At 56.4% G+C, this 23,970-nt stretch carries 14 protein-coding genes; 1 reads left to right on the top strand and 13 read right to left on the bottom strand.

Translation table 11 applies throughout. The annotated features are described in order from the left end of the window. Positions 1–102: 102 nt before the first annotated feature. The 13 genes from GSQ62_RS05800 to GSQ62_RS05860 form a co-directional block, all read right to left on the bottom strand. A complete protein-coding gene (locus GSQ62_RS05800) occupies positions 103–453 on the bottom strand; it encodes a hypothetical protein (protein WP_161888634.1) in 351 nt (116 codons plus the stop codon). 66 nt (positions 454–519) lie between these two features. Continuing rightward, positions 520–792, bottom strand: coding sequence for a hypothetical protein (locus tag GSQ62_RS05805; protein ID WP_161888635.1), 273 nt, complete (start codon positions 790–792; stop codon positions 520–522). 669 nt (positions 793–1,461) lie between these two features. Then, positions 1,462–2,853, bottom strand: a complete 1,392-nt coding sequence (gene dacB / locus GSQ62_RS05810; RefSeq protein ID WP_161888636.1) for a D-alanyl-D-alanine carboxypeptidase/D-alanyl-D-alanine endopeptidase — start codon at positions 2,851–2,853, stop codon at positions 1,462–1,464. 67 nt (positions 2,854–2,920) lie between these two features. After that, entirely contained in the window at positions 2,921–3,715 is a 795-nt protein-coding gene (locus GSQ62_RS05815; protein WP_161888637.1) for a hypothetical protein, read from the bottom strand. A gap of 78 nt (positions 3,716–3,793) precedes the next feature. Then, a complete protein-coding gene (locus GSQ62_RS05820) occupies positions 3,794–5,389 on the bottom strand; it encodes a hypothetical protein (RefSeq protein ID WP_161888638.1) in 1,596 nt (531 codons plus the stop codon). A 458-nt stretch (positions 5,390–5,847) separates the two neighbouring features. Beyond that, positions 5,848–6,513 carry a porin family protein gene (locus tag GSQ62_RS05825; protein WP_161888639.1) on the bottom strand — a complete coding sequence of 222 codons (666 nt, stop codon included), beginning with the start codon at positions 6,511–6,513 and terminating at the stop codon, positions 5,848–5,850. Positions 6,514–6,831: 318 nt separating this feature from the next. Beyond that, positions 6,832–8,049, bottom strand: coding sequence for an efflux RND transporter periplasmic adaptor subunit (locus GSQ62_RS05830; protein ID WP_161888640.1), 1,218 nt, complete (start codon positions 8,047–8,049; stop codon positions 6,832–6,834). Positions 8,050–8,073: 24 nt separating this feature from the next. Further along, positions 8,074–12,450 carry a CusA/CzcA family heavy metal efflux RND transporter gene (locus GSQ62_RS05835; RefSeq protein WP_161888641.1) on the bottom strand — a complete coding sequence of 1,459 codons (4,377 nt, stop codon included), beginning with the start codon at positions 12,448–12,450 and terminating at the stop codon, positions 8,074–8,076. A gap of 584 nt (positions 12,451–13,034) precedes the next feature. After that, positions 13,035–13,832 (bottom strand): hypothetical protein, encoded by a 798-nt coding sequence (locus GSQ62_RS05840; RefSeq protein ID WP_202621849.1) that lies wholly within the window; start codon positions 13,830–13,832, stop codon positions 13,035–13,037. A gap of 167 nt (positions 13,833–13,999) precedes the next feature. Then, positions 14,000–15,739: an IlvD/Edd family dehydratase gene (locus GSQ62_RS05845; protein WP_161888642.1), complete on the bottom strand. Its 1,740-nt coding sequence runs from the start codon at positions 15,737–15,739 to the stop codon at positions 14,000–14,002. Positions 15,740–16,012: 273 nt separating this feature from the next. After that, complete coding sequence (locus tag GSQ62_RS05850; RefSeq protein WP_161888643.1) at positions 16,013–17,593, bottom strand: aldehyde dehydrogenase (NADP(+)); 1,581 nt, start codon at positions 17,591–17,593, stop codon at positions 16,013–16,015. 175 nt (positions 17,594–17,768) lie between these two features. Continuing rightward, positions 17,769–18,602 carry a fumarylacetoacetate hydrolase family protein gene (locus GSQ62_RS05855; protein ID WP_161888644.1) on the bottom strand — a complete coding sequence of 278 codons (834 nt, stop codon included), beginning with the start codon at positions 18,600–18,602 and terminating at the stop codon, positions 17,769–17,771. 39 nt (positions 18,603–18,641) lie between these two features. Further along, on the bottom strand, positions 18,642–19,973 hold the full coding sequence (locus GSQ62_RS05860) for a GntP family permease (protein ID WP_161888645.1): 1,332 nt from the start codon (positions 19,971–19,973) through the stop codon (positions 18,642–18,644). Between the two features lie 626 nt (positions 19,974–20,599). On the opposite strand from GSQ62_RS05860, the gene GSQ62_RS05865 reads away from it, so the two are divergent. Next, on the top strand, positions 20,600–23,317 hold the full coding sequence (locus tag GSQ62_RS05865; protein WP_161888646.1) for a c-type cytochrome: 2,718 nt from the start codon (positions 20,600–20,602) through the stop codon (positions 23,315–23,317). Positions 23,318–23,970: the final 653 nt, after the last annotated feature.

The raw sequence follows: 23,970 nt of genomic DNA on the forward strand, positions 1-23,970 counted from the left end.
AAAATACGAATGCCTTAATTAAGTATTTGATCCACAATAGACTATATAATTAAAAGAAATTATATAGCCGGGTAAAGGACAGGCTTTTGATGTGTAAGAGCGCTACAGAACGCAGAATATTTCCACAGTATGGGGAGCGCCGTCCGCTGCGTATATAGATTGGGCCTGCGCCTGCCAGCCTTCTATTGTTTCATATCTGTTCAGGAACGACTGGGGCATACTCTCCGCCAGGGACAGGGCACTCACCTGTCTGTGCGAAACATTAAAGTACAAAAGCACAGCTGTTACCGGAATAGATATGGGGCGGGCGGCATCCGTTATCAGCTCAAATGACAGGGGCGCGTCTATGGTCGACTGCTGGCCCGTCTCCAAATCAGCGAACCGGTCCACATTGTTGTCAAACCGCGCCCTTGTCTCGTCAAGCGTCGATTTGTTTTTGAAATCCGAAAACATCGGGTTCCGATATATAGCACAGCATGGTTGCCTTGGCCTGCCGGGGCAACCATGCTGTGCTCTCCTTTATGCGCCGGCTCCGGCGACAATGTCGCGCTGAAGCAGCAGGGCCTCCTTTGTCTGGTGCTCCATCACATCAATGCAACAAATCACATCCCCTCCCTCATTCACGGGAGCATACCTGATCTTAAAGAGCTGCTGGTTCTCATTAATATAGTAGTGGACCTTCTTGGCCCCTTTGTCTCTTGCCACCCGCTCAATCCGCAGGCACTTCACTTCCTGCCGGGGGGTATGGTGGCCGCCGGTTATGACAGTCGCATTCTCAAAGATAGATTGCATGTCTTCTATTTTCGTGTCCACCTGGATCAAAACTCCAGCTTCAGTCGCGTTGCCCATTTTTTAGTTATTTATATATAGTGGAAAGATAATTATCTATACTGGGAATAATACGGATATAAACCGCTATTGTAAGTATAAATACACAGCATTACTATAAGTATGCCAAATATTTTCCGGTGTCGGCTTCTTCGTTTTCTTATAATTAGGCTATAGCAGGAAAATAATTGACGAAAGGAAGCTGCGCCTACATTTCTTCCTGCGCAGAGAGGGGCAGCCCATACAGCAGGCAGCGGCTCGCCAGGGTTTTGGAAGGAAAGGGAGGTTTGGTTATCAATATCCTGCTCTCCGCGCCGGTGTGGCAGCGGCGGGCTCTGCCCTTGTCAGTCGGTAAGTGAAAGGACAAAAGTATCAAGTCATAAGACTTTTGATGCTATGTATTGTTGATTTTCAGTCGACTGCTATATGGGGTGATTTTATGGATGGTGCAAGTTGATTTTGTACCCGTACTTATTTGGAAATAGCCTGGCACCACTTCCGCAGTATAGCTGGCCCTTGGTTAAGTGCATTCAAAAAGTCTTGTTTCTGATACCTGGTACTTGTATCCTGTTACATAGGGCATTCCTACGTAAAGCTGCTGTAAAGAAGCTGCCAGCGCGGCCGTATGCCGTTTTATTTAAGCGCATCCAGCACCTTATACATTTTTTTCACCAGGGAGGGCGCCGGGCCGTTGTAGTTGTTGACAACGAACGAGAAGATATATTCCTTTCCGTCTTTGGCCCGATGATAGCCGGAATAGCCTTTTACCCCGTGCATGGTGCCACTCTTCATTTTCATGCCGTTCAGCACGGGCAGCGAGGCATAGAACCCGCCGAACCAGGGCTGCTTCCTGGCGTGTTGCAGCACACTGACCTGTGCCTGCGCCGTGACCCGGTTCAGCGGCGAGAGCCCCGACCCATCCACGATGTTCAGCTCCGTTTCAGGGATGCCCTGCTGTTTCCAGTACAATTTGATTAGCTCCACGCCTGCCTCCGTTGCGCCTGTTCGCTCGCCTTTATAAGCGATGGTCTTCAGCAGCGCCTCGCCATACAGGTTGATGCTCTTCCGGTTGAACCAGTAGATGATGCTGTCCAGCGGGGGCGAGGTGACGGTATGGAAAGTGGTATAGCTGCTAAGCGGGATGCGCGGTGCGGCGGTTGCCGTGGCCGGGCTCTTTATGCCAGCCTTTGCCAGGGCATCCTGCAGCGTGCTCACAAACTGGCCAGGGGCGTCGGGCATGGCGCCTGAGATGGAAAACCTGCTCTGGTTGACGGGAATGGTGCCCCTGATGGTGCCGGTAGCGCCATTCAGCGGAAAGTATATATAGGCTTGGTCGCCGGTGCCGGCTGCCGCCGAGGCAAGTTCCGAGCGCAGCGTGTAGCCGCTCACTGCGGGTTGCGTGTCCACAATCGTCACCGGGTCGCCTATCCTTTTGCCGGATTTCAGGATAACGTCGAACTGGTTTTCCCGCCAGTTCAGTTTGGCAGGCCCGGCCCCGTAATAATTCCCGATGTCCTGCCACAGCCAGCCGTCCGGAATGGTCCCCGCCTCCCAGCAGCTGCCATCCACCACCACCGTGTCAAAGGATTTGATGCCTGTGTTTTTAACTGCCTGCGTTATCCGGGCTAATACCGCGTCTTCTTTGGTGTCGCTCCAGCGCCAGCTGCCGAGGGTGGGGTCGCCGCCTGGCAGTATCAGCAGCGAGGCTCCGGTTGCACTTTTGTGGTAGGCGAAACCTGTTTTATACCGGAAATCCTTTCCCAGCAGCTCGTAGGCGCTGGCGCTGGTGATGACTTTCAGGGTGGAGGCTGGCGCAAGGCCCGTTGTCTCGTTCTCGCCGAACACCACCTCGCCCGATCTGGCATCCACCACATACAAGGCCGCCATGCCGTTGCGCAGCTGCGGATCTGCCCGGAAGGTTTTGAAGGCTGCGGCCAGCTTCCCCGAAACACTTTGCGCGTAAACCGGGGAGAGCCCGGGCACGCAGCAGAAGAACAGCCACAGCCTTAATGTTACTTGTCGCATTCTCTCATGTAAGTGTAATGCACCACAAAGAAAAAACCGGGCAGGCTGCTATATAGAGGCCTTGCAATCACAGGCGCTCGTGCATATCCCGGATAAGCCTGGCGACCGGCCCGGTAAAGCTGTCATCCTCCCAGTAATCCATGTGGCTCAGGGGCGTCCAGCCGGTGTTTATCTCCCTGTCTTCCGTCACCACCTCGTTGTAGGCATTGGCGAAGCCCAGGCTCAGCGGCTTCAGCGGCCAGCCCAGGATGTCGTCCAGGTCATAGAAATTGTACCACCTGAACTGCGCGTTCGGCCTGGTTATCGCCTCGATCCGCTGCAGCCCGGAGACAAAAAGCGGGATGTTGCAGCCGGAGGTGATCAGCAGCCGGGCCGTCCCGAGTTGCTGGAAAGGCGTGGGCTGCTGCCCCTGCCATATCCCCTTGCCCCGCTGGGAGTCCCATATATAGTTGGAGATGATCTGGCAGCCGAGCGAGTGGGCAATGATGACGACCGGCCTGTCCTGTCCGCCCATCTCCAGGCGCAGGGCTTCCAGCTGTTGCAGGATCACGCGCTGAATTCTCCTGTAGGAGCTCGCCTCTTCATCCGGCCTGAACTCCGAGGTGGCTGCATCGCTCAGGAAATTGAGGAAGAATTTTCGCAGCCGCTGCTGGTCCAGCGGGTTGCCGCTCCTGACCATGTTTTCCCACACCTCGTCCTGATACTCCTGGAAATCGCCGTGGTACCAGATAGACCGGAAGCGGAGGTCCGCAACCGTGTCCTGGCCAAGCTCCTGGTAAAGCCGCTGCTGCAGGGCATCAGCGTAATCCGCCTTCTGCCGCCCCATCCCATGAATCGTCAGTATTCCGAACTTCTTCGACATTGGGTTATATATAATCAGGCAATACCCGCTTCAGTATATAAAAGCCTGCGAGATCAGCTTTCAGAAGACAACCTTGCCCTATTTGCTCTCGGAGCTGAAGTCTTTGAAGGTTTTGGCCACGTTGTCGTCGGTGGGCTTGTGCTTGTTCTGCCAGCCGGCGTCCAGTTCCAGCACCACCAGGCCTTTCAGGCTCATCGCCGCCACAAAGTCATCGGCATCTTTGAGAAACTCCGGCTTGCGGCGGGCGGATTTTAGGGCATACTTGCGGGCGAAGATATCGCCTTTCGTCTGCAGCTCGTTCCGCTTCTCGATAATATAGTTGAGCCGGTCGATCAGGTCCTTGGTGGAGCGCCCGATCACTTCGGTGGCCTCCAGCGTGCCGATGGTCATCACCAGCGTGCCGCCGACGGTGGTGATCTTTTTGGAGGTGGCCGCCTCCTCCACCACCACCGGTGAGATGCCCGTTACGGCACCGAGGGAGGCGTTGGTGAGCGAGCGGCCCTTCTTGCCCCGGCTTGCCCGCCTGTACTTTTTCTTCAGGTCTTTCTCCACTTCCTTCAGCTGCTCTATCAGGTCCCAGGCCTTCACCAGCGGGGCGCGGTACTCCTGGTACAGTTTGCTGTCCAGCTCCGCCTCGTTCACGGCATCCCGTATCGAGAAAGCCACCGTCCGCTCCTCCTGCCTGTTCGATTTGTCCATCACCACAAAGGTCAGGTTAAAAGAGAGGGAGTCAAGCGGGTCCTTCACAAAGTCGTAGTCCGGCCGCCAGATAAACTCGTACTGCGACGGCGTGTTCTGCACCAGGGCGCTGGCAGGCACGTCGGGGTTGTCGGACAGGAAGCTGAAGGAGGTAATGTCGCCCTCGCCGTTGGGGTCGTACAGCTGGAACTTGATGTTGACGGTGGCCCCCTCCTCGTACTTGAACCGCTTCTGCGAAGGGATCATCTGGATGCTCGGCGGCAGGTCCTGCTGGGTGGGCTTGATGTGGAACGAGCCCTTGGTGCGGGCCTTGTGCGGCTGGTCCTCCACGTAAAACTCCAGCAGGATGGGCTTGTTCTGCAGTTTCCTGAACTGGGTGAGTGAGGGCCGCCAGGTAAACTCGCCCTGTGCCGACAGCTTTGCCCCCTCGGGCATCGCCTCCCCGATGGGCACAAACACCACCGGGTCGTTGTCCTCGTCCTTCACCACCGACGACTCGATGGTATAGGTGTTCTGGGTATTATACAGCACATACAGCGGCTTCAGCTCGCCGATAACAGGCGGTCGGTTCACATGCTCCACATCAAACTCCACCACCTCGCTTACAGCCTCTCCCTTGTCGTTCCGGACCTCGAACAGCAGCTGCACCGTGCGGTGGCCGCTCAGGCGGTCCACGAAGTCATAGCTGGGTGTCCAGGAGAAGTGGCCCAGGGAGTCAAACTCGATGCCCTCCACCCTGCCCTGGGTGATGCCGAAGGTGTACCGGCTGCCGGAGCCCCCGGTGGCGCTGGCCTCGAACGTCAGCTTCTGCCCTTCCTGCAGCACGTTCCAGCCCGGCCGGTCGGGGAAAACGAGTTTGATCGGAGGGGCTGCTACCGTGGGGACAGGTGCCTCGGCCACAGGCGTCGTTTCCTGGGCTATCGCACTGGCAGCGAGGAGGAAAAAGGAAGAAAAAAGGAAAGTGCTCTTTTTCATGATGAAGGCAAACGTAGCGTTCTGGCTCTGGCCGTTAATAAACGTTAAAGGTAATAAAGCAGAAGGTACTGAAAAAATGCAAAAGCTATTTATATATGAGATGAAATATAAATACCCTGAAGGGTACAATTTCTGGTTTCGCCTGCGGACTTAAACCGGCACCGGTTCAGGCATTTACCTGCCTGCCGCCACAGGGCACATGCCCACGCGGGCGCTGCGCTGTAGCGGCAGTGGCAAAATAAGCGGGGCTGCTGGTATATATAGCTGAACGCATTCGGGTACGGAAACTGTATTGCCGCCTCCTATATACTTTTTACTTAATTTATGTAAGCACCCGGACAAAATCTACTTGCACTCGGTGCTTCCGAAGCCGAAATATGCGCCGGCACCGATGGCCACGAAAAAGCGCGCCCCGCCCGAGGGGCAGGGCGCGCTGGAAACAAAGCAAACGCTGTTGCCTATAGCGCGGAGGGAAACCTCACGCCCAGTGTCAGCATGAACACCGAATGGCGCGCATTCGTCAGGTCGCCCTCGAAATTCACGTCCTCCTTCACAAAATCGGAAAAGGCCCCGTTGTAGCGCAGGCCCAGGCTGATGCCGTTTTGGGCGCTGAAGCCAACACCAGCCGCGTAGCCGATCTCGAACTCAGACAATCCTTCTTTGCTCTTCTCGTCGCGGCTGCTGGCAATCAGGTTCCCGTTGCCGTCATACACCTCTGTTTCGTTGTTCACACCGAGCAGGTAGCTCAGTTGCGGCCCCAGCTCAAAATATACAGGCCCGGCGTTGACGTTGGCCAAAACGGGCAGGTCGAGGTAATTGTAGTTCACGCTTCCCTCTCTCCTTCTTGTCTGCAGCAGCAGGTTGGTGTACTCATCCCCGCTGGTTTTGAAGCCCTTCCGCGAATAGAGCAGTTCCGGCTGGATGGAGACGAAATCCTCTACCACCGGGAAGTTCAGCGTCACGCCGGCATGGAAGGAGACTTTGTTCTCGAACAATTCCTCGTCCCGCAAATCCCCTGAAAGGTTCGACAAGTTGGCGCCTCCCCTGACACCGAAAGTAGCCTGAGCCTGGGCGGCGGTAAACGTACCGAGCACAAAGGCGCAGGCGATAAACAGTTTCTTCATAAAAATAAGTTAATATATGTATCGTGTTTTAAACGGCTACTATACGTGCGTTCTTGTGGTACTGGTTTCCGGTGCTTTTTCCGCCTCCGGCAGCCTGGGCTTCTTAAATTTATGACGCTCAACCCTATAAAACCGACTTACTGAAACGGGGCTGTTATCTATGACCGAAACTTCTTCAAAAGTCACAAGTTAATTCCTATATAGTGAAGTGCCATTTATATAGAACGAGCTGCCCAGCCACGACGGGCTTCTCAAAATAACTTGGGGCAGGCTGGACGTGAAGGCATCTCCGGCAGCGGACATGCATCCTATATAAACTTAATGATGATGCCCTTCCCCGGCATTGCGCATTTTGGCAAGCAGGGAATAAGCGCCTTTAGTCACAAAGTTGGCAGCGGCGGTGTCCAGCTCGGCGGGCAGCGCCACCTGCACGTAGCCACCGCCCTCCACGCCCCGCTCCACCGGCACCATCCGGAACTGCTTCATCACTGCTTCCCCCTCTTTCTCCTCCCCCATATATATAAATACGAAGTCGCTGCCGTTGTCCTGTACCACGGCGGCCTCGGGCAGGGCCAGCACCTGCTGCCCCTCCAGGGCCACCTGCGCCTGCACGTACATGCCGGGCACCAGGTCTTTGTCCTCTTCCTCCATATGGGCGTGTACCTGCACGGTGCGGTCTTCGCTTATCTCCTTGCCGATGAGGTAGACGGTGGCCCTGTGGTTTGCCACTGTTTCGTTTGGCAGCGAGTAACGCACCAACTGCCCCTTCTGCAAGGCCGCCACGTCTTTCTCAAACACCGTCAGCTCCACGTGCAGGTGCTCGGTGTCGGCTATCCGGAACAGCACATCCGTCGGGTTTACATACTGCCCGATGTTGGCGTTAATGTAGGTGACGTAGCCTTCAATCGGGGAATGGATGGGAAGAATGCGGCTGATCCCGCCCGCCTGCAAAGAGGCTGGGTTGACACCGATGAGGCGCAGCCTTTCCGCGAGGCCTTCTACCTGCGCTTTTGCCGCCCGGTACTCCGCCGTCGTCTGCTGGAAGGTTTTAGCCGAGGTAACCTGCTCATCAGACAGCTCTTTCTGCCGCTGGTGCTCCAACTCCAGGAAGTCCAGGTTGCTTTTGGCCTCCAGGTAATCCTGCTGCAGCATCACAAAGTCGGCGTTTTCGATTTTTGCCAGCAGCTGCCCTTTCCGCACATGCATGCCTTCCAGCAGGTCGGTGCTTTTCACGAAGCCGCCCAGCGGGGCACTTACCGAGGCCATGTTCTGCGGCGGCAGGTCCAGTTCGCCGGTCACGGTGAGGGTATTGCCCAACTGGCGCATCTCCGGTTTGCCCAGGCCAATGCCCGCCACGCGGTACTGCTCCTCCGTCAGCTCTGCGATATTGGGGTCTTGCTCCTCTTCGTGCTCCGCTGTGTGTTCCTCGGCATGCTCCTCGCCCGCTTCATGCGCCACTTCCGCATCCTGGTTGCAGGAGGGGAAAAGCAGAAGGCCCAGGAGGCAGAGGGTGTTTATATATAAAATCCTTTTCATATCAGTTGTTGCCGCGTTGGCGGTTTAAAGTTGATTGTCCAGCATAAATTGAAGGCTGATGACGGCTTTGTCGTAGCCAAAGAGCGCCTCAAGGTAATTTGCTCGGATACCAAGCGCCCGGTTGAGGCTCAGGATATAGTTCTGGTAATTGATTTCCCCTACCCGGTAGGCTTTGGTGGCATGGTCGATGATGAGCTGCGCCTGGGGCAGGGCAGTGCTCTCGTAGTAATCGAGGCTGCTCTGGAGCTTTAAAGCCTGCTGCAGCGCGGCGGCTGCCTCCGCGGCCAGCTCGTTCTCTGCGTTTTGCAGCTCCTGCTGCGCGATTTCCGTCTGTAGCCTGGCCGCCGCGATGCTCTTTTTGTAGGGCTTGTACCAAAGCGGAATCGCCACCCCGAACATCACTTCGTGCGCCGGTTCCATGCCAAAGATTCTAGTATCCGCATGGTCGCCTATTGTCCGGTTCGTGTAGCCCAGCCGCAGGTCGGGCAGCAGCTTCGCCCGCTCCAGTTCCGTTTCGGCCTGCCGTACCGCCACCTGCTGCTGGGCTAGCCGGAGTTGCGGGTTTTGTTCCACCATCTCCTCCGTTATATATGGCAAAGGCAGGCGGCTAAGCGCCGTATCTGCCGTGGCGACAATAGAATCCGTGGCCAGCAGGGCCTGCAGCCGCTCCTGAAACACTGCTCCGTCTGCGGCGGCCTGGAAGGCGCTGTTGCGCACCTCCGACAGTTGCGTTTCCGCCGTCACTTTCTCCAGCAGGTTTGTTTCCCCGGTCCGGAGCCTTACCTCGGCCGCCCGGAGGAACTGGGTATATAAGCTGTCCTGGTACGTGAGGAGTTGGATGCGGGAGAGGGCATATACCAGCCCGAAGTAGTTCAGCCTGATGTCCCGCACGATTTCCCGCTCTTGCTGGCTCAGGTTAATCCTGCTGACATCGGCCAGGGCCTCTGCCAGCTTTGCCTGTTTGGCATATACCGTCGGGAAAGCCAGCGACTGCACCACGGAGGCTTCGTTATCATATATGCCCGATTCCAGTTTACCGGTGGAGTATTGCAGTTGGGTTTTGTCGATGTCCCAGGTGGTGCCTTTCAGCGCCTCGCTCCGCTTCACGCTGAGCCTGGCAGCCTCCACCGCCGGGTTCTGATGCAAGGCTGCTGAAACCGCCTCCTCCAGCGTATAAACCTTTACGGGCTGCTGCGCCAGTGCCTGCTGCGTGCTGCTGAAAGCAAGGGCCGTGGTGGCGATCATAAATAAAAATGAAGCTGCGGAGAAGCCCCCTGTTTGCTTTTGCTTTCTTTTCAGATAATAGCTCTCTACCAGTAAATATAAAACAGGCAGCACCACCAGCGTGAGCATAGTGGCCGTCACCAGCCCGCCAATCACCACCGTGGCAAGCGGCTTCTGCACCTCGGCCCCGGCTGAGCTGGAGAGCGCCATCGGCAGGAAGCCCAGCGAGGCCACCGTGGCCGTCATGAGTACCGGGCGGAGCCGAACGGCCGTGCCGTTCAGCACCACCTCCCGCAGGTTCTGAATGCCGCCTTCCTTCCGTTGCCGGTTGAACTCGGCAATCAGCACAATGCCATTCAGCACCGCCACCCCGAACAGGGCGATAAAGCCGACACCCGCCGAAATGCTGAAAGGCATATCCCGCAGCCACAGCGCCAGCACGCCGCCAATGGCTGACAGCGGAATGGCCGTGAAAATGAGCAGCGCGTGCCGGACAGATCCGAAGGTGAAGAACAACAGCAGGAAGATAAGCGCCAGGGCAGCGGGCACTGCCACCGACAGCCGCTGGTTGGCTTCCTGGAGGTTTTCGAACTGGCCGCCATAGGTGACGAAGTAACCGTCGGGCAGTTGCACCTGCTGGTCTATTTTCTGCTGCACCTCCTCCACCACGCTGGCAATGTCGCGGCCCCGCACGTTAAAGCCCACAATGATGCGGCGCTTAGCGTCCTCGCGCTGGATTTGGTTGGGTCCCTGGCGGTACCGGATGTCCGCCACCTGCTCCAGCGGCACCTGCACGCCCGAGGGTGCCGTCACGTACAGCTGCCGCACATCGCTTATATCCTGCCGCTCTTCCTGCGTGAGCCGCACCACCAGGTCGAAGCGGCGATCGCCCTCATATACCATCCCGGCGCTCTGCCCGCCAAAGGCTGCGTTGATGGCCTGGTTCACCGTTTCCACATCCAGCCCGAATTTGGCTATCTGGCCCCGGTTGATGTCCACCACAATTTGCGGCAGGCCCGACACCTGCTCCAGGTACAGATCCTCGGCCCCTTCCACCGTAGCCACCAGCCCGCCCACCTCTGCTGACAGCCGGGTGAGTTCCTGCAGGTCCTCACCGAAAATCTTGATGCCCACGTCCTGGCGCACCCCGGAAATCAACTCATTGGAGCGCAACTGGATGGGTTGCGAAACGCCGAACGTGACGCCGGGGATGACCTCCAGCGCCTCCGTCATCATATCCGCCAGTTCCTCCCGGGTGTCAGCGCTTGTCCACTCTTCCTTGTCTTTCAGCAGGATGGTGACGTCAGCGGATTCCATCGGCATCGGGTCGGTGGGAATCTCAGCCGCACCGATTTTGCTGATCACCTCCTCCACCTCCGGGAACTGCTCCTGTAGTATCTTGGCCGCGAGGGATACTTTCTCGATGGATTCTGACAACGAACTTCCTGTCAGCAGCCGGGTTTCCAAAGCAAAGTCGCCTTCCTCCAAGGTAGGGATAAACTCGCTGCCCATGCGGCTAAAGATCACCAGACTCAGGCCAAACAGCGCTACCGCCGCAACCAATACCACCGCCTTAAACCGCAGGGCTCCCCTGATAACAGGATTGTACATCCGCTGGAAGAACGCCATCATTTTGTCGGAGAAGTTCTGCTTGTGGACGGTGTTTTTGCTCAGTACCAGCGCCGACATCATGGGCACGTAGGTGAGCGAGAGGATAAAGGCGCCCAGAATGGCAAAGGAAACAGTCAGGGCCATGGGCCGGAACATCTTGCCCTCGATGCCCACGAGCACCAGGATGGGCAGGTACACGATCAGGATGATGAGCTCTCCGAAAGCGGCGGCAGACCGGATCTTACGCGCCGACTGGTACACCTCCCCGTTCATCTGCGCCTGCGTGAGCCGGCCGCCGCCCCGCAGCACGAGGTGGTGCATCGTCGCCTCCACAATGATCACGGCCCCGTCCACGATCAGGCCGAAGTCGATTGCCCCGAGGCTCATCAGGTTGCCGGAAACGCCGAAAAGGTGCATCAGGATGATGGCAAACAGCATGGACAGCGGAATGACGGAGGCCACCACCAGACCCGCGCGCAGGTTGCCGAGGAAGAGCACCAGCACGAAGATCACAATCAGCGCCCCTTCCACCAGGTTACGCGTCACCGTGTCCATGGCGCGGCCAATCAGCTCGCTCCTGTCCAGGAAGGTTTCTACCGCCACACCCTCCGGCAGCGATTTTCTTACCTGCTCCATCCGCTCTTTCACGCGCTCCACCACCTGACTCGTGTTCTCGCCTTTGAGCAGCATCACGATGCCGCCCACCGCCTCGCCTGTCGCGTCGGTGAGGGCGCCGTAGCGGTTGGCGCTGCCAAACTGCACCTCGGCCACGTCGGAGATGAGCACGGGTGTGCCGTTGGAGGTGTTGCCGACTACTACCTTTTCGATCTCGTCCAGGCTCTCGATCAGCCCCTCGCTGCGCACAAAGTAGGCGTTCGGCTTTTTGTCTATATAGGCGCCGCCGGTGTTCCCGTTGTTGCGCTCCAGAGCCGCCAGCACATCCCCGATGCTCAGGTCGTGCGCCTTCAGCCGGTCTGGGTCCAGGGCTACTTCGTACTGTTTCAGGAAACCGCCGAAGCTGTTGACCTCCGCCACGCCGGGCGTGCCGAGCAGTTGCCGCCGCACGATCCAGTCCTGGATGGTGCGCAGTTCCATGGCGGTATATTGATCTTCGTAGCCCGGCTTCGGGTGCACCACGTACTGGTACACCTCCCCGAGGCCCGTGGAGATGGGCGCCATTTCCGGGTTTCCCACGCCTGGCGGTATCTTGTCGCTGGCCTCCGACAGCCGCTGGCTTACCTGATCGCGGGCCCAGTATATATCCACGTCCTCCTCAAACACGATGGTGACTACCGAGAGGCCGAAGCGGGATATGGAGCGCACTTCCTCAATGTCGGGGATGGTGGCCATGGTCTGCTCCACCGGAAAGCTGATGAGCCGCTCCACTTCCTGCGCGGCAAGCGAGGGGCTGGTGGTGATGACCTGTACCTGGTTGTTTGTGATATCGGGCACGGCGTCGATGGGCAGCTGCGTGAGGGAATAGCTGCCCCAGATAACAAGCGCCAACGTGAAAATGCCGATGATGAGCTTGTTATAGATAGAGAAATGAATAATCCGGTCTAACACCTTTCTGCTTTTTTGATGTTAAAAATCACGCACACACGCATGTATGCGCACGCCTTTCCAGCCGCACAAAGCTGCGACGGGGCATGGTTTATATATAAAAAAGGGAAAGGGTCAGGCTTTGGGCGGGTGCCAGAAAGGGAACGAGGGCGACACTGCGCCATCAGGGGCATGCGTACTCAGAAATACTATATGCGGGGCACTATGCGGTTCAGCTATAGGCGGGAAATGCACGGACAGCGTAAGGCCGCCGCAGCAGTTGCACTCGCAAAGAGGCGAGCAGGCATCGTCGCCGTGTGCTGTGCCGCTGTCGTGGGTGTGCGCTTCCTGTACTGTTGTGGTGGATGCATCAGCGGCAAAGGCTGTACTGCTGTCGGTGCACGGAAGGCACGCCAGCAGGAAAATAAGCATTCCCCATAGCACAGTCAGGTACTTCATCTTGGCAAAGGTAGGAATTTTTAGGGGAATATAGTCTTACTGGCTGCGGCTGTCATGAACTTCTCATGAGCCTAATAAAATGCGTTAATTTAATTAAAACCAAGTCAGATTACTTTCGGAGTGGATAAATTGCCGCAAGTTTGAAATATCTATTCAAGCAATTTTGTAATTAACACTCCAATTATCGCAGATATTATCATTATTATCAGACTATATAACCAATGGTCTTTTGCTAATTCAAATATTCCCTGCATGCTGAAACCATAGATATCTCTCAGTTTTGACTTTGTCTTCAAATCTTCCTCTGCGCTTCTTCTTAATATGTTATCCATCACGTCAACCTTAGCTAAAGTTGATTGATGCAGCTTTACATATTCCTTCTTTTCAAAGGCTTTGGCCTCATCCTCCCCAACTAAAAAGTTCTTTGATGAAATCCCATTCATTTCCAAAATCGATGTCAACCTAGGATGACTAGCATACTGCTTACCATATTTCTCAATCAGAAGTCGTGCTAAATCAAATTTATTTTCATCTTTTATGTCATATGTTTCTGCTCCAAGAATTGATGCTCTATGTTTAAGTGCTTCAAAACCATAGTTAATATCACGCATATTCCAGTGAATCCATCTATAAGTAGCATGAGCCTTAGCAAACAGAAAGAAATCATTTAACATTTCTTTTTCTAATTCATCATAATGAGACTCGATTTGATGAATTGGCACTCTCCTTAGTTCAGCAACTTTATGAATAGAAAAAGATTTAGTTTGTGCTGACACAAGAAATTTTACTGCAATCGAGGTGATTCTAGGAGTATGACCATCCTTTATATCGTAAAAGCTCTCACATGAATAATGGATGATAAGTGCATGAGAATTATAATCATAGAAGCTATTGATTGTTTCTTTAGCTATTCTATGAGTTTTGATTCTTCTTATTGTTTTTCCCATTAAAGTGCCTGTGGATATCTGCTGTGCTTTGTCATAGTTATTATTTACCTGACGGGAGCAAGTACATTAAGCCTTTATTCAAATTTAATATCAGAAAAAACTGTAATAGGTAGAGCAGGCCACCACACAGCCTGCTCCACCCATATATAACCCCTTCTTTCAAAACCTCAATGCAAATCGCGTGTGACCACGGAGCCGGAGCCGCCTTGCAGCACGTCCAGGTCGGCGCCGAGGTGGGCTTGCTGCACATGGTCTATATATAGCTTCACGTAGCCACGGGTAGCCATGGGCGCGGGCGGTATCCAGGCGGCCCGGCGGCGCTGCAGTTCCTCATCGCTTACATCCAGGTGCAGCCTGCGGTTCTCCACATCCAGCTCAATCATGTCGCCGTCCTGCACCAGGGCCAGCGTGCCCCCCACCGACGACTCCGGCGACACGTGCAGCACCACCGTGCCGGCTGCCGTGCCGCTCATCCGGCCGTCCGAGATGCGCACCATGTCCCGGATGCCTTTTCGCAGTATCTTCTCCGGCAAATCCACGTTGCCGACCTCCGGCATGCCGGGGTAGCCTTTCGGTCCCACTCCTTTCAGCACGAGCACGCAGGTCTCGTCCACATCCAGGTCCGGGTCGTCGATGCGCTGGTGGTAGTCCTCAATGGTTTCGAACACCACCGCCCGTCCGCGGTGCTTCATCAGTTCGGGCGTGGCGGCGGAGGGTTTGATGATGGCCCCGTCCTCACAGAGGTTTCCTTTGAGCACGGCGATGCCTGCCTCCTGCTGCAGCGGCTCCTCTACGGGGGTAATGACGTCGCAGTTGTAGCAGACCATATCGGCGTTGTTCTCGCCTATCGGCCGTCCATTTACCGTAATCACATCGTTGTGCAGGTACTGTTGCATCTCTTTCAGCACCACCGGCAGACCTCCGGCATAGTAGAAATCCTCCATCAGGTACTTCCCGGAAGGCTTCAGGTTCACCAGCAGCGGAATCTTGCTGCCGATAGCATCGAAATCCTCCAGGTTCAGTTCCACCCCCAGACGACCGGCAATGGCCAGCATATGGATGATGAAATTGGTGGAGCCTCCCACGGCGGCGTTCACCACGATGGCGTTCTCAAAGGCCTGCCGGGTGAGTATTTTGGAGAGCTTCAAATCCTCTCGCACCATTTCCACAATCCTTCGCCCGGACAGCTGCGCCATTACTTTTTTGCGGGAGTCCACGGCGGGGATGGCCGCCGCGCCCGGCAATGTCAGGCCCAGCGCCTCCACCATGCAGGCCATCGTGGAAGCTGTGCCCATGGTCATGCAATGGCCCTGGCTGCGGGCCGCGCCAATCTCCATGAGATGGATTTCGTCGTCGGAGTAATTCTCTACCTTCTGTTTCTCTTTGTGCAGCCAGTTGAAGGAGCCGGAGCCCACGCACTCGCCTTTGTAGCGGCCGTTGAGCATGGGGCCGCCCGGCACCACAATGGTCGGAAGGTCCACGCTGCAGGCCCCCATCAGGGTAGAAGGCGTGGTTTTGTCGCAGCCGGTGAGCAGCACCACCCCGTCCAGCGGGTTGGCGCGGATGGTTTCTTCGGTGTCCATTGCGGCCAGGTTCCGGAAAAGCATGGTGGTGGGGCGCATGATAGTCTCGCCCAGCGAGGTCACCGGGAACTCCATCGGAAAGCCGCCCGCCTCCACCACGCCTCGCTTCACAATCTCGGCGAAGTCGCGCAGGTGCCCGTTGCAGGGCGTCAGCTCCGACCAGGTGTTGCAGATGCCAATCACGGGCCGCCCTTTGAAATAATCGTCGGGGTAGCCCTGGTTGCGCAGCCAGGACCGGTGTACGAATCCCATCTTGTCGGACTTGCCGAACCAATCGTAACTCCTTAATTTTTTATCTGATGTCGTGTCTTTATCTGATGCCATATTGGTAAAAGGTTTGAATGCTTTGATATGCTTGTCCAGTGGATGCCCCTGCCGGTTTACCATTGTGGCAATCGCTCGGCAGTTTATATATAAAACGAAAATGCAAATTACTTACGACGCTGCTATGTAAGACCCACCCCCTACCCCTCCAAGGAGGGGAATAATATTACACTTGTGGGAATTCCCCTCTTGGGAGGGGCAGGGGTGGGTTTCTAATTATTAAAAACATTAAGTTATATATAGCCAGACCAGTACAGGCTGTAACGACCAGGCTCAGTCCTTCTGTAGCTTACCGTTCACCAGCCGCCAGATGCCCAGGGGGTTGCCGTCCTTCAGTTCGTCGGGCAGCAGCGCCATCGGGAAACCCTGGTAGCAGACCGGCCGGGCGAAGCGCAGCAGGGCCGCCGCCCCTACTGACGTTGTCCTGCTGTCGGTGGTGGCGGGGTATGGTCCGCCGTGTACCATGGCGTAGCCTACTTCCACGCCAGTCGGGTAGCCGTTGATGATGAGCCGCCCCGCCTTCTGCTCCAGTACAGAGAGCAGGTCCTGGTTTTCAAGCAAATCTTCTTCGGTGCCGTGTACCGTCACGGTGAGGTGGCCGCGCAACCGCCTGGCCGCCTGCAGCAGTTCTTCTTTGTGCTGCACCGTTACGGCCAGCGTGGAAGGTCCGAACACCTCTTCCTCCAGGGCCTCCTCCTCCAAGAAGTTTTGGGCCGAAGTGTGCAACAGGTAGGCGGTGCCGTGGCAGGCGGTCGCTTTTTCCTTTCCTTTCGCCAGCACTTCCACCCCGTTGATGCTCCGCAGCTTTTCGATGCCTTTCTCATAGTTGCCCCGGATGCCCGGCGTCAGCATCACGCCGCCACCCAGCTCACTGATGCTTTGGGCCAGCAGCTGCCGGAACTGCTCTTCGTCTTCGGACTGTTGCGTGAAGACAAGCCCCGGTGAGGTGCAGAACTGTCCCACGCCCATCGCCACCGAGGCGGCCATGTCTTTGGCAATATTATCTTTCCTTTGCTGCAGGGCGCGCGGCAGGATGAAGACCGGGTTGGTACTGCCCATCTCGGCATATACCGGTATCGGCTCCTCCCGTTTGTTCGCCTCATCGAACAGGGCCTTGCCGCCCCGGAACGACCCGGTGAAGCCAATGGCTTTGATGAGCGGGTGCCGCACGAGCGCCTGCCCCACTTCCACCGTCGCCCCGTGTACCATCGAGAAAGTTCCTTCCGGCATCTGGCATTTCCGAACAGCCCGCTGTATGGCCAGCCCCACCATTTCGGAGGTGCCGGGATGGGCCTGGTGCGCCTTCACCACCACGGTGCAGCCAGCGGCCAGCGCCGAGGCCGTGTCGCCGCCCGCTACCGAGAAGGCCAGCGGGAAATTGCTTGCCCCGAACACGCCCACAGGTCCCATGGGCCGCAGCATGCTTCTGATATCCGCCCTGGGCAGCGGCTTGCGGTCCGGGTCGGCGGGGTCCACGCGGGCATCCACCCAGGAGCCCTCGCGGAGCAATTGCGCGAAAAGCTTCAGTTGGCCCACTGTTCTGCCGCGCTCGCCCGTCAGGCGCGCCTCCGGAAGGCCGGTCTCCTTGGTGCAGCGGGTAATCAACTCGTCGCCAAGCGCCATAATCTCGTCGGCAATCGCTTCCAGCAGTTGGGCCTTCTCTTCCCCGGATTTGTTGCGGTATGTCTGGAAAGCTTCCCACGCTTTCTGCACCGCATTGTCTATCTCTTCCCGGCTGGCCTCCGTAAAAGCTGGTTCTATCTTGTTGCCGCTGGAGGGGTTCACGGCAAAGAATGTTTCCTTTCCCGCTCCCGCCAGGGCATTGCCAATGATATTTTTGCCTGTTAATTCCATAGTTGTTTTTGTATAAATGGTCTCAAAATTTAAGCGACATTATATATAAACGGATGCTACAAACTCTTAAATGGAGGCACGGGTTGCAAACCCGCGCCAGCGGAAAAATCAGGTAGAATCCATGGGCTATATACTTTATGCAAAACGTCACTTATATATAACGCCGTCGCTGTATTTACTTCACAAAGTTCACAAGCGTGCCGATTGGCTCAATGGTGATGCGGATTTCGTCGCCCTGCTGCAGCGTGAACTCGTTCTCGGGCACGATGCCTGTGCCGGTCATGAGCAGGCTGCCGTGCGGGAAACTGCACTCCCGGTAAAGGAAAGAGACAAGTTCTTCGGGCTTCCGCTTCATCTGTGAAATCTCGATGCTGCCCTCAAATACCCTTTCGTCCTGCCGGCGGATTTCCATCTGGATGAGCGTGTCTGCCGGCAGCGGGTCTTTCGTCACGTAGATGCAGGGGCCCACTGCCGCGCTGCCGTCGTAGGTTTTGGCCTGCGGCAGGTACAGCGGGTTCTCCCCCTCGATGCTGCGCGAGCTCATGTCGTTGCCGATGGTGTAGCCCACGATTTTGCCGGAGGAGGTGATGACCAGCGTGAGCTCGGGCTCGGGCACGTCCCAGGTGGAGTCCCTGCGGATGCTCACCTTCCCGCCCGGCCCGACGGCTCTGTAGGGAGTCGACTTGAAGAACAACTCCGGCCGCTCCGCCTCATACACCAAGGCGTAGAACTCCCCGCCGCCGCTGCCCTTCGACTCTTCCTGGCGGCCCACCTTGCTGCGGAAATAGGTGACGCCGCTCGCCCATATCTCCTGACTCTCTATGGGCGCGAGGAGATGTTGCAGCTGGTCGCCCGCTTCCGCATCCGGCGATGTGCGCTGCGTCACCTCCAGCATTTTCTCATATAGCCGGTCATCGTTCAGGAAATTGTCCCACTGCTGCTCCTTTACAGGATAAAACGCATCGTCTTTTTCTACCAGGAAGCCTTGCTGTGTTCTGTATAGTTTCATTTGTCAGTATATATAGTTCGAACAACTGTATTTTATATATCAGGTGAAGAGCAGGTAGCCCAAGAACAGGAAAAAGGCGGCCGACACCCCCAGCACCAGCGTGCCGAGGGTATATAGCCTGTAGCCGGTCCGCACTTTCATGCCGGACATCTGCGTGATGACCCAGAAGAAGCTGTCGTTGGCGTGCGACACCACCGCGGAGCCCGCCCCGATGGCCACCACCACCATGGCTTTCTGCAGCTCCGTCTCAAAGCCGAGCGATCCCATCATCGGCAGAATAATCGAGGCCGTCGTGATCAGGGCCACGGTGGAGGAGCCCTGCGCCGTTTTGATGGCCGCCGCCAGCAGAAAGGGCAGCCAGATGCTCAGATTTATATCGGCCAGGGCCGTGCCCAGGGTGTCGGCGATGCCGGAGTTCTGCAGTATCTTCCCGAAGATGCCCCCCGCCCCGGTGATGAGGATGATGGAGGCCGCGTCCTTCAGGGCGATGCCCACCCAGCCCTGGGAGGAGAGCATGTCCGTTTTCAACTTTTTCGGAAGCGTCAGCGACAGGAAAGCCCCGATGCACAAGGCCACCACCGGCTCGCCCAGGAAGGAAATCAGGTTATATAGGGACGGGCTGAGGGCGGTGCCGTAGTTCTGCAGGAGCGACTTGACGATAATCAGCAGGATGGGCACCACCACCGGCACGGATGCCTTCAGCGCGCCGGGCGCGCTCTTCAGCCGCCGGTTCACCTCTTCCTCCGTAATCTCGGGGTTCGGGTCGATGTAGGTTTTCGCAGCGTATCTGGTGGAATACAGCAGCCCCACGACCAGCGCCAGCGCACTGATGGGCAGCCCCACCAGCATCACCAGGCCCAGGTCGGCTCCCAGGATGCCCGCGGCGGCGATGGGCCCCGGCGTGGGCGGCACCATGGTGTGGGTGGCCGTCAGCCCCAGGCCAAGGGCCACGGCGGGGCCCGCCAGGGAGATGCCCGCCTTCTTGGACAGGCTACGGTTGAGCGGCGAGACGAGCAGGAAGCCGCTATCGGCGAACACCGGGATGGAGACGAAGTACCCGATGATACCCATCGCCTCCGTCACCCGCTTCCGCCCCACCATCCGGAGCACTTTGTCGGCTAGCGTGTAGGCGCCGCCGGAGTTCTCCAGAAAAACCCCGATGATGACCCCGAAGATGATGATGAGGCCTATCTTGCCCAGTGTTTCGCCGAAGCCCTCGTTGATGGATTTTACGATGGCTTCCAGCGGCATACCCGCCACGAAACCGTAGAGCACGGCCACCAGGAACAGCGCCAGGAAGGGATGTACCTGGAGCCGGGTTGTGAGAATGATGATGAGCGCCACGCTGAGGAGCAGAAAGAGCACTGCCATAAGGAGTTCCGTTGGTTATATAGTTCTAAAACCTGGCGCTCATGCGCCGAATATATAAGCGTATGCTACTGTGCCCGAAAGGCGGTTGTTTGATGCATGCCGCCTCCCCGGAAATACGTGCTTAAGGAATACACGTCATGGGATGGCGTTGATAAGAAAAAGGTATTTGCCGCCAGGCGATTTTAAGGTAGATATATTTTTATAAAAACACTAATTACTGCCAGCACTTGCACTGTGGCCTGATGTGCATCCCTTTTCTAACGCGGGGATAACGCGAGGCCCCGACCAGCATGTCTGCTATCTTCTGCGGATTTTCGAGAAGCTTTATATATAGCTCGCTACCTCATATAACCGCAAGACCTGGATCCGGCCGTGCCGCATGCACCCTGCCATGCCTTTTCTGATGAACTCCCTAAATAAATCTGTTTTCAGGACAGTACAGGACAGCTTATTTCTTTATGGTACTTATATTTAAAAATAATTGCCGATTTCAATTGGCAGTGAACTTAAGCCTTGCGAAGAAATAAACAGCTTCTGAGAAGTAGAGCAGGAGAAAGCCGCAGCGCTTCATATGGAAACCAGTTGAGAAAACCCAAGGAAACTACATAACCAATATACCGAATTATATGTATCGCAAATCCCCCACAAGAAGAGCTTTGCTAGCGCTCTCGGTCTCTCTCCTGATTGGCTCGTCCTGCAGCAGGATTGAAAAGGCGGAGACAGTAGCCGATGCCCCGTTAGACCCCGGAACGGAAAAACTCAAAATCCCCGCCGGCTTCCGGGCAGAGCACCTCTACAGCCCTTCCGAAAATGACCAAGGCTCCTGGGTGTCGATGACCTTCGACGACAAAGGCCGGCTGATAACGTCAGACCAGTACGGAGGCCTATACCGCCTCGAACTGCCCCCCATCGGCGCCGATTCCGCAGCAACGCCTAAGATTGAAAAGCTGGTAATCGGAGACGAGGCCCAGATTGACTCCGCCAAAACGCACGGGGGCATGGGCTACGCACAGGGCCTGCTCTGGGCGTTCAACAGCCTCTACGTGATGGTGAACCACAACAGCGACGAGGAATTCTCGAAGGGCAGCGGCCTTTACCGGCTACAGGACACGGACGGCGACGACCAGTTCGACAAAGTGACCCTGCTGAAAGCCCTGAACGGTGAAGGCGAGCACGGCCCGCACAGCGTAGTGCTGGCTCCGGACAAGAAATCGCTGTACGTGGTAGCCGGTAACCACACCGACCTGCCGGAAATGGATGCTTACAGGCTGCCGCCTGTCTGGAAGGACGACAACCTGTTCCCGCAGATAAAGGACCCGCGCGGGCACGCCAACGACCGCGGAGCCCCCGGAGGCTGGGTAGCCCACGTAGACTCGCTGGGTGAGAACTGGGAGCTGGTGAGCGCCGGCTACCGGAACCCCTTCGACCTGGCTTTTAACGACGCCGGTGATATGTTTGCCTACGACTCGGATATGGAGTGGGACTTCGGGATGCCCTGGTACCGCCCTACCCGCATCTGCCACGTTACCAGCGGCAGCGAATACGGGTGGCGCACCGGTAACGGGAAATGGTCTCCGCTGTACCCCGACAACCTGCCTCCGGTCCTGAACATCGGGCAGGGTTCTCCCACCAACCTGATGCACGGCGGGAAAGCAAGATTCCCTGAGAAGTACAACGACGCGCTGTTCAGCTTCGACTGGAGCTTCGGCATCATATATGCCGTGCATCTCAAGCCGGAGGGTTCTTCCTACAGCGCCACTGCCGAGGAGTTTATCTCAGGCTCGCCGCTGCCACTAACCGATGGCGTTATCGGCCCCGACGGTGCCATGTACTTCCTCACAGGAGGCCGCCGGCTGGAGTCGGACCTGTACCGGGTGTATTACAACGATTATAAAGAGATAGAGGTGGCGGACAGCAAGCCCGCGCCCAAGGTAACAGAGGAGCACAAAATCAGGGAGCAACTGGAGAAGTACCACGTCGGGCCCAAAGCAGGCGCCATTGACTTCGCCTGGCCTTACCTGGACCATAAAGACCGTTTCGTAAGCTATGCCGCGCGCATTGCCGTGGAGCACCAGCCCTTAAATGAGTGGCAGGATAAAGCGCTGCAGGAGCAAGACCCTGAGAAGCGGACGCAGGCCATCATTGCGCTGGCCCGGCACGGCAACAAAGCGCTGAGCGACGACATGCTGGAGTCGCTGATGAAGACAAATTATGCCCAACTGTCGGAGCAGGAGAAACTGAACCTGCTGCGCGCTTTTGAAGTGGTTCTCTTCAGACACGGCAACCCCGAGCCTGCCCTGAAGAAAAGGGTGATTGCTTATCTGGACCCGCTTTATCCTGCTGAAGGAAATGAGTTGAACCGTTCTTTCAGCAAGGTACTCATCGCTTTGGGCGACCCGCAGGCTGTTCCCAAGACGATGGCGCTGCTCGAAAAGGCAAAAGACGACAAGACGGAAACCGCCATGGCCTCATCCGACCTGATTCTCCGGAACCCGCAGTACGGATTGGACATCGCGGGCATGCTGGCCAACGTGCCGCCCGCCCAGCAAACATACCTGGCCACGGCGCTGAGCGAGGCCGAGACCGGCTGGACACCGGAACTGCGCGAGGAGTATTTCAAGTGGATGTACAACGCCTTCAAATACAAGGGGGGACGAAGCTACGTTGGTTTTATCGACAAGGCCAGGCAGGCTGCCCTGAGCCGTGTTCCCAAAAGCCAGTACGAGCACTATAACACCATCTCAGGGGATTCCCTGCTGAGCGGCGGCGGATTGGAATTAGCTGAAGCATCTGCTTACAGGCCAAAAGGCCCCGGCAGAAGATGGACCGTGGAAGAGGCCCTGTCGTTCGTGGATGACAGTCTTGCGAACCGGGACCTGGAGCAGGGAAAGGCGATCTTTGCCGCCACCCTCTGCAAATCCTGCCACACCATGGGCGGCGAAGGTGGGGCCGTGGGCCCAGACCTGACGCAGCTCGGCAACCGGTTTACCCCGAAAGACATCCTGGAAGCCATCATTCACCCGGACAGCGTTATTTCTGACCAGTACGCGGCGACCATTTTTTACCTGAAGGACGGCAGCTCGGTAGTGGGGAGGCTCACCAACGAGGATGAAAGCACTTATTATGTTGCACAAAATCCGTTTGCGCCGCAGACGCTCCGGGAGCTCCCGAAGAGCAACGTGACAAGAAAGCAAACCTCCGATGTATCGCCGATGGTGCCGCACCTGATTGACCGCCTGAACCCGGAGGAGCTGAAAGACCTGATGGCTTACCTTATCTCCGGCGGCAATAAAAACCACAAAGTGTACACGGCCTCCGCCAAGGCCAGCGCTAAAACAGAATAGGTGTTATCGAAGCACAACAGATAGCATTAAGATAAACTTGTTTCATACCAGGTTGTTTGTTTAGACCTCCGGTGCGCCTGCGCCGGAGGTCTTTTTTTCAGCTCGGCAGTTTGAACAAAAGCATATATCATTATCAACTAGAAACTGCCCACAATAATATTCTATAGAACCCACCCCTTCCGCTCCAAGCAGGGAAACCTGCTGACAGGTAAAATGCAATGCGCCTACACCAACTGATAGCGGGATTATGTTCCTCGTTTTGGTGGTTTATATAGCGCACTCGCAAAAAGGATAAGGATGGGTTAGGGCAACCGCAGAAGTTGCATATAGCCATATAGCGCGAACGTCTTCGCTCATGACTTGCTATCGCGCAGCCTCTGGCTGACTTTATATAACTCAAGCTGCGATATATACAACTGATCAATTATTGATGAATGTAACTCACCCCCTGCCCCTCCTGGGCTCATCTTGTAGGGAAAATATTGAGTTCATGCCGCAGGTTTAGCGCCAGCGCAACCTGTGGTTGTCCTATATAACCACCAGTTCCGCTTCGCTAAAACTGGCAGTATATAAGCTTAAGGTATAGCCGCTGCTTCAACTTGTATGGCTGCATGTTTATCCCTATAAGTTGAGCCCAGGAGGGGCAGGGGTGG

This window comes from Pontibacter russatus, assembly GCF_009931655.1.
GTDB classification, from domain to species: Bacteria; Bacteroidota; Bacteroidia; order Cytophagales; family Hymenobacteraceae; genus Pontibacter; species Pontibacter russatus.

Coding starts and splice junctions, on each gene's coding strand:
- GSQ62_RS05800 (WP_161888634.1), bottom strand. CDS start 453: ATGTTTTCGGATTTCAAAAACAAATCGACGCTTGACGAGACAAGGGCG.
- GSQ62_RS05805 (WP_161888635.1), bottom strand. CDS start 792: ATGCAATCTATCTTTGAGAATGCGACTGTCATAACCGGCGGCCACCAT.
- dacB (WP_161888636.1), bottom strand. CDS start 2,853: ATGCGACAAGTAACATTAAGGCTGTGGCTGTTCTTCTGCTGCGTGCCC.
- GSQ62_RS05815 (WP_161888637.1), bottom strand. CDS start 3,715: ATGTCGAAGAAGTTCGGAATACTGACGATTCATGGGATGGGGCGGCAG.
- GSQ62_RS05820 (WP_161888638.1), bottom strand. CDS start 5,389: ATGAAAAAGAGCACTTTCCTTTTTTCTTCCTTTTTCCTCCTCGCTGCC.
- GSQ62_RS05825 (WP_161888639.1), bottom strand. CDS start 6,513: ATGAAGAAACTGTTTATCGCCTGCGCCTTTGTGCTCGGTACGTTTACC.
- GSQ62_RS05830 (WP_161888640.1), bottom strand. CDS start 8,049: ATGAAAAGGATTTTATATATAAACACCCTCTGCCTCCTGGGCCTTCTG.
- GSQ62_RS05840 (WP_202621849.1), bottom strand. CDS start 13,832: ATGGGAAAAACAATAAGAAGAATCAAAACTCATAGAATAGCTAAAGAA.
- GSQ62_RS05845 (WP_161888642.1), bottom strand. CDS start 15,739: ATGGCATCAGATAAAGACACGACATCAGATAAAAAATTAAGGAGTTAC.
- GSQ62_RS05850 (WP_161888643.1), bottom strand. CDS start 17,593: ATGGAATTAACAGGCAAAAATATCATTGGCAATGCCCTGGCGGGAGCG.
- GSQ62_RS05855 (WP_161888644.1), bottom strand. CDS start 18,602: ATGAAACTATACAGAACACAGCAAGGCTTCCTGGTAGAAAAAGACGAT.
- GSQ62_RS05860 (WP_161888645.1), bottom strand. CDS start 19,973: ATGGCAGTGCTCTTTCTGCTCCTCAGCGTGGCGCTCATCATCATTCTC.
- GSQ62_RS05865 (WP_161888646.1), top strand. CDS start 20,600: ATGTATCGCAAATCCCCCACAAGAAGAGCTTTGCTAGCGCTCTCGGTC.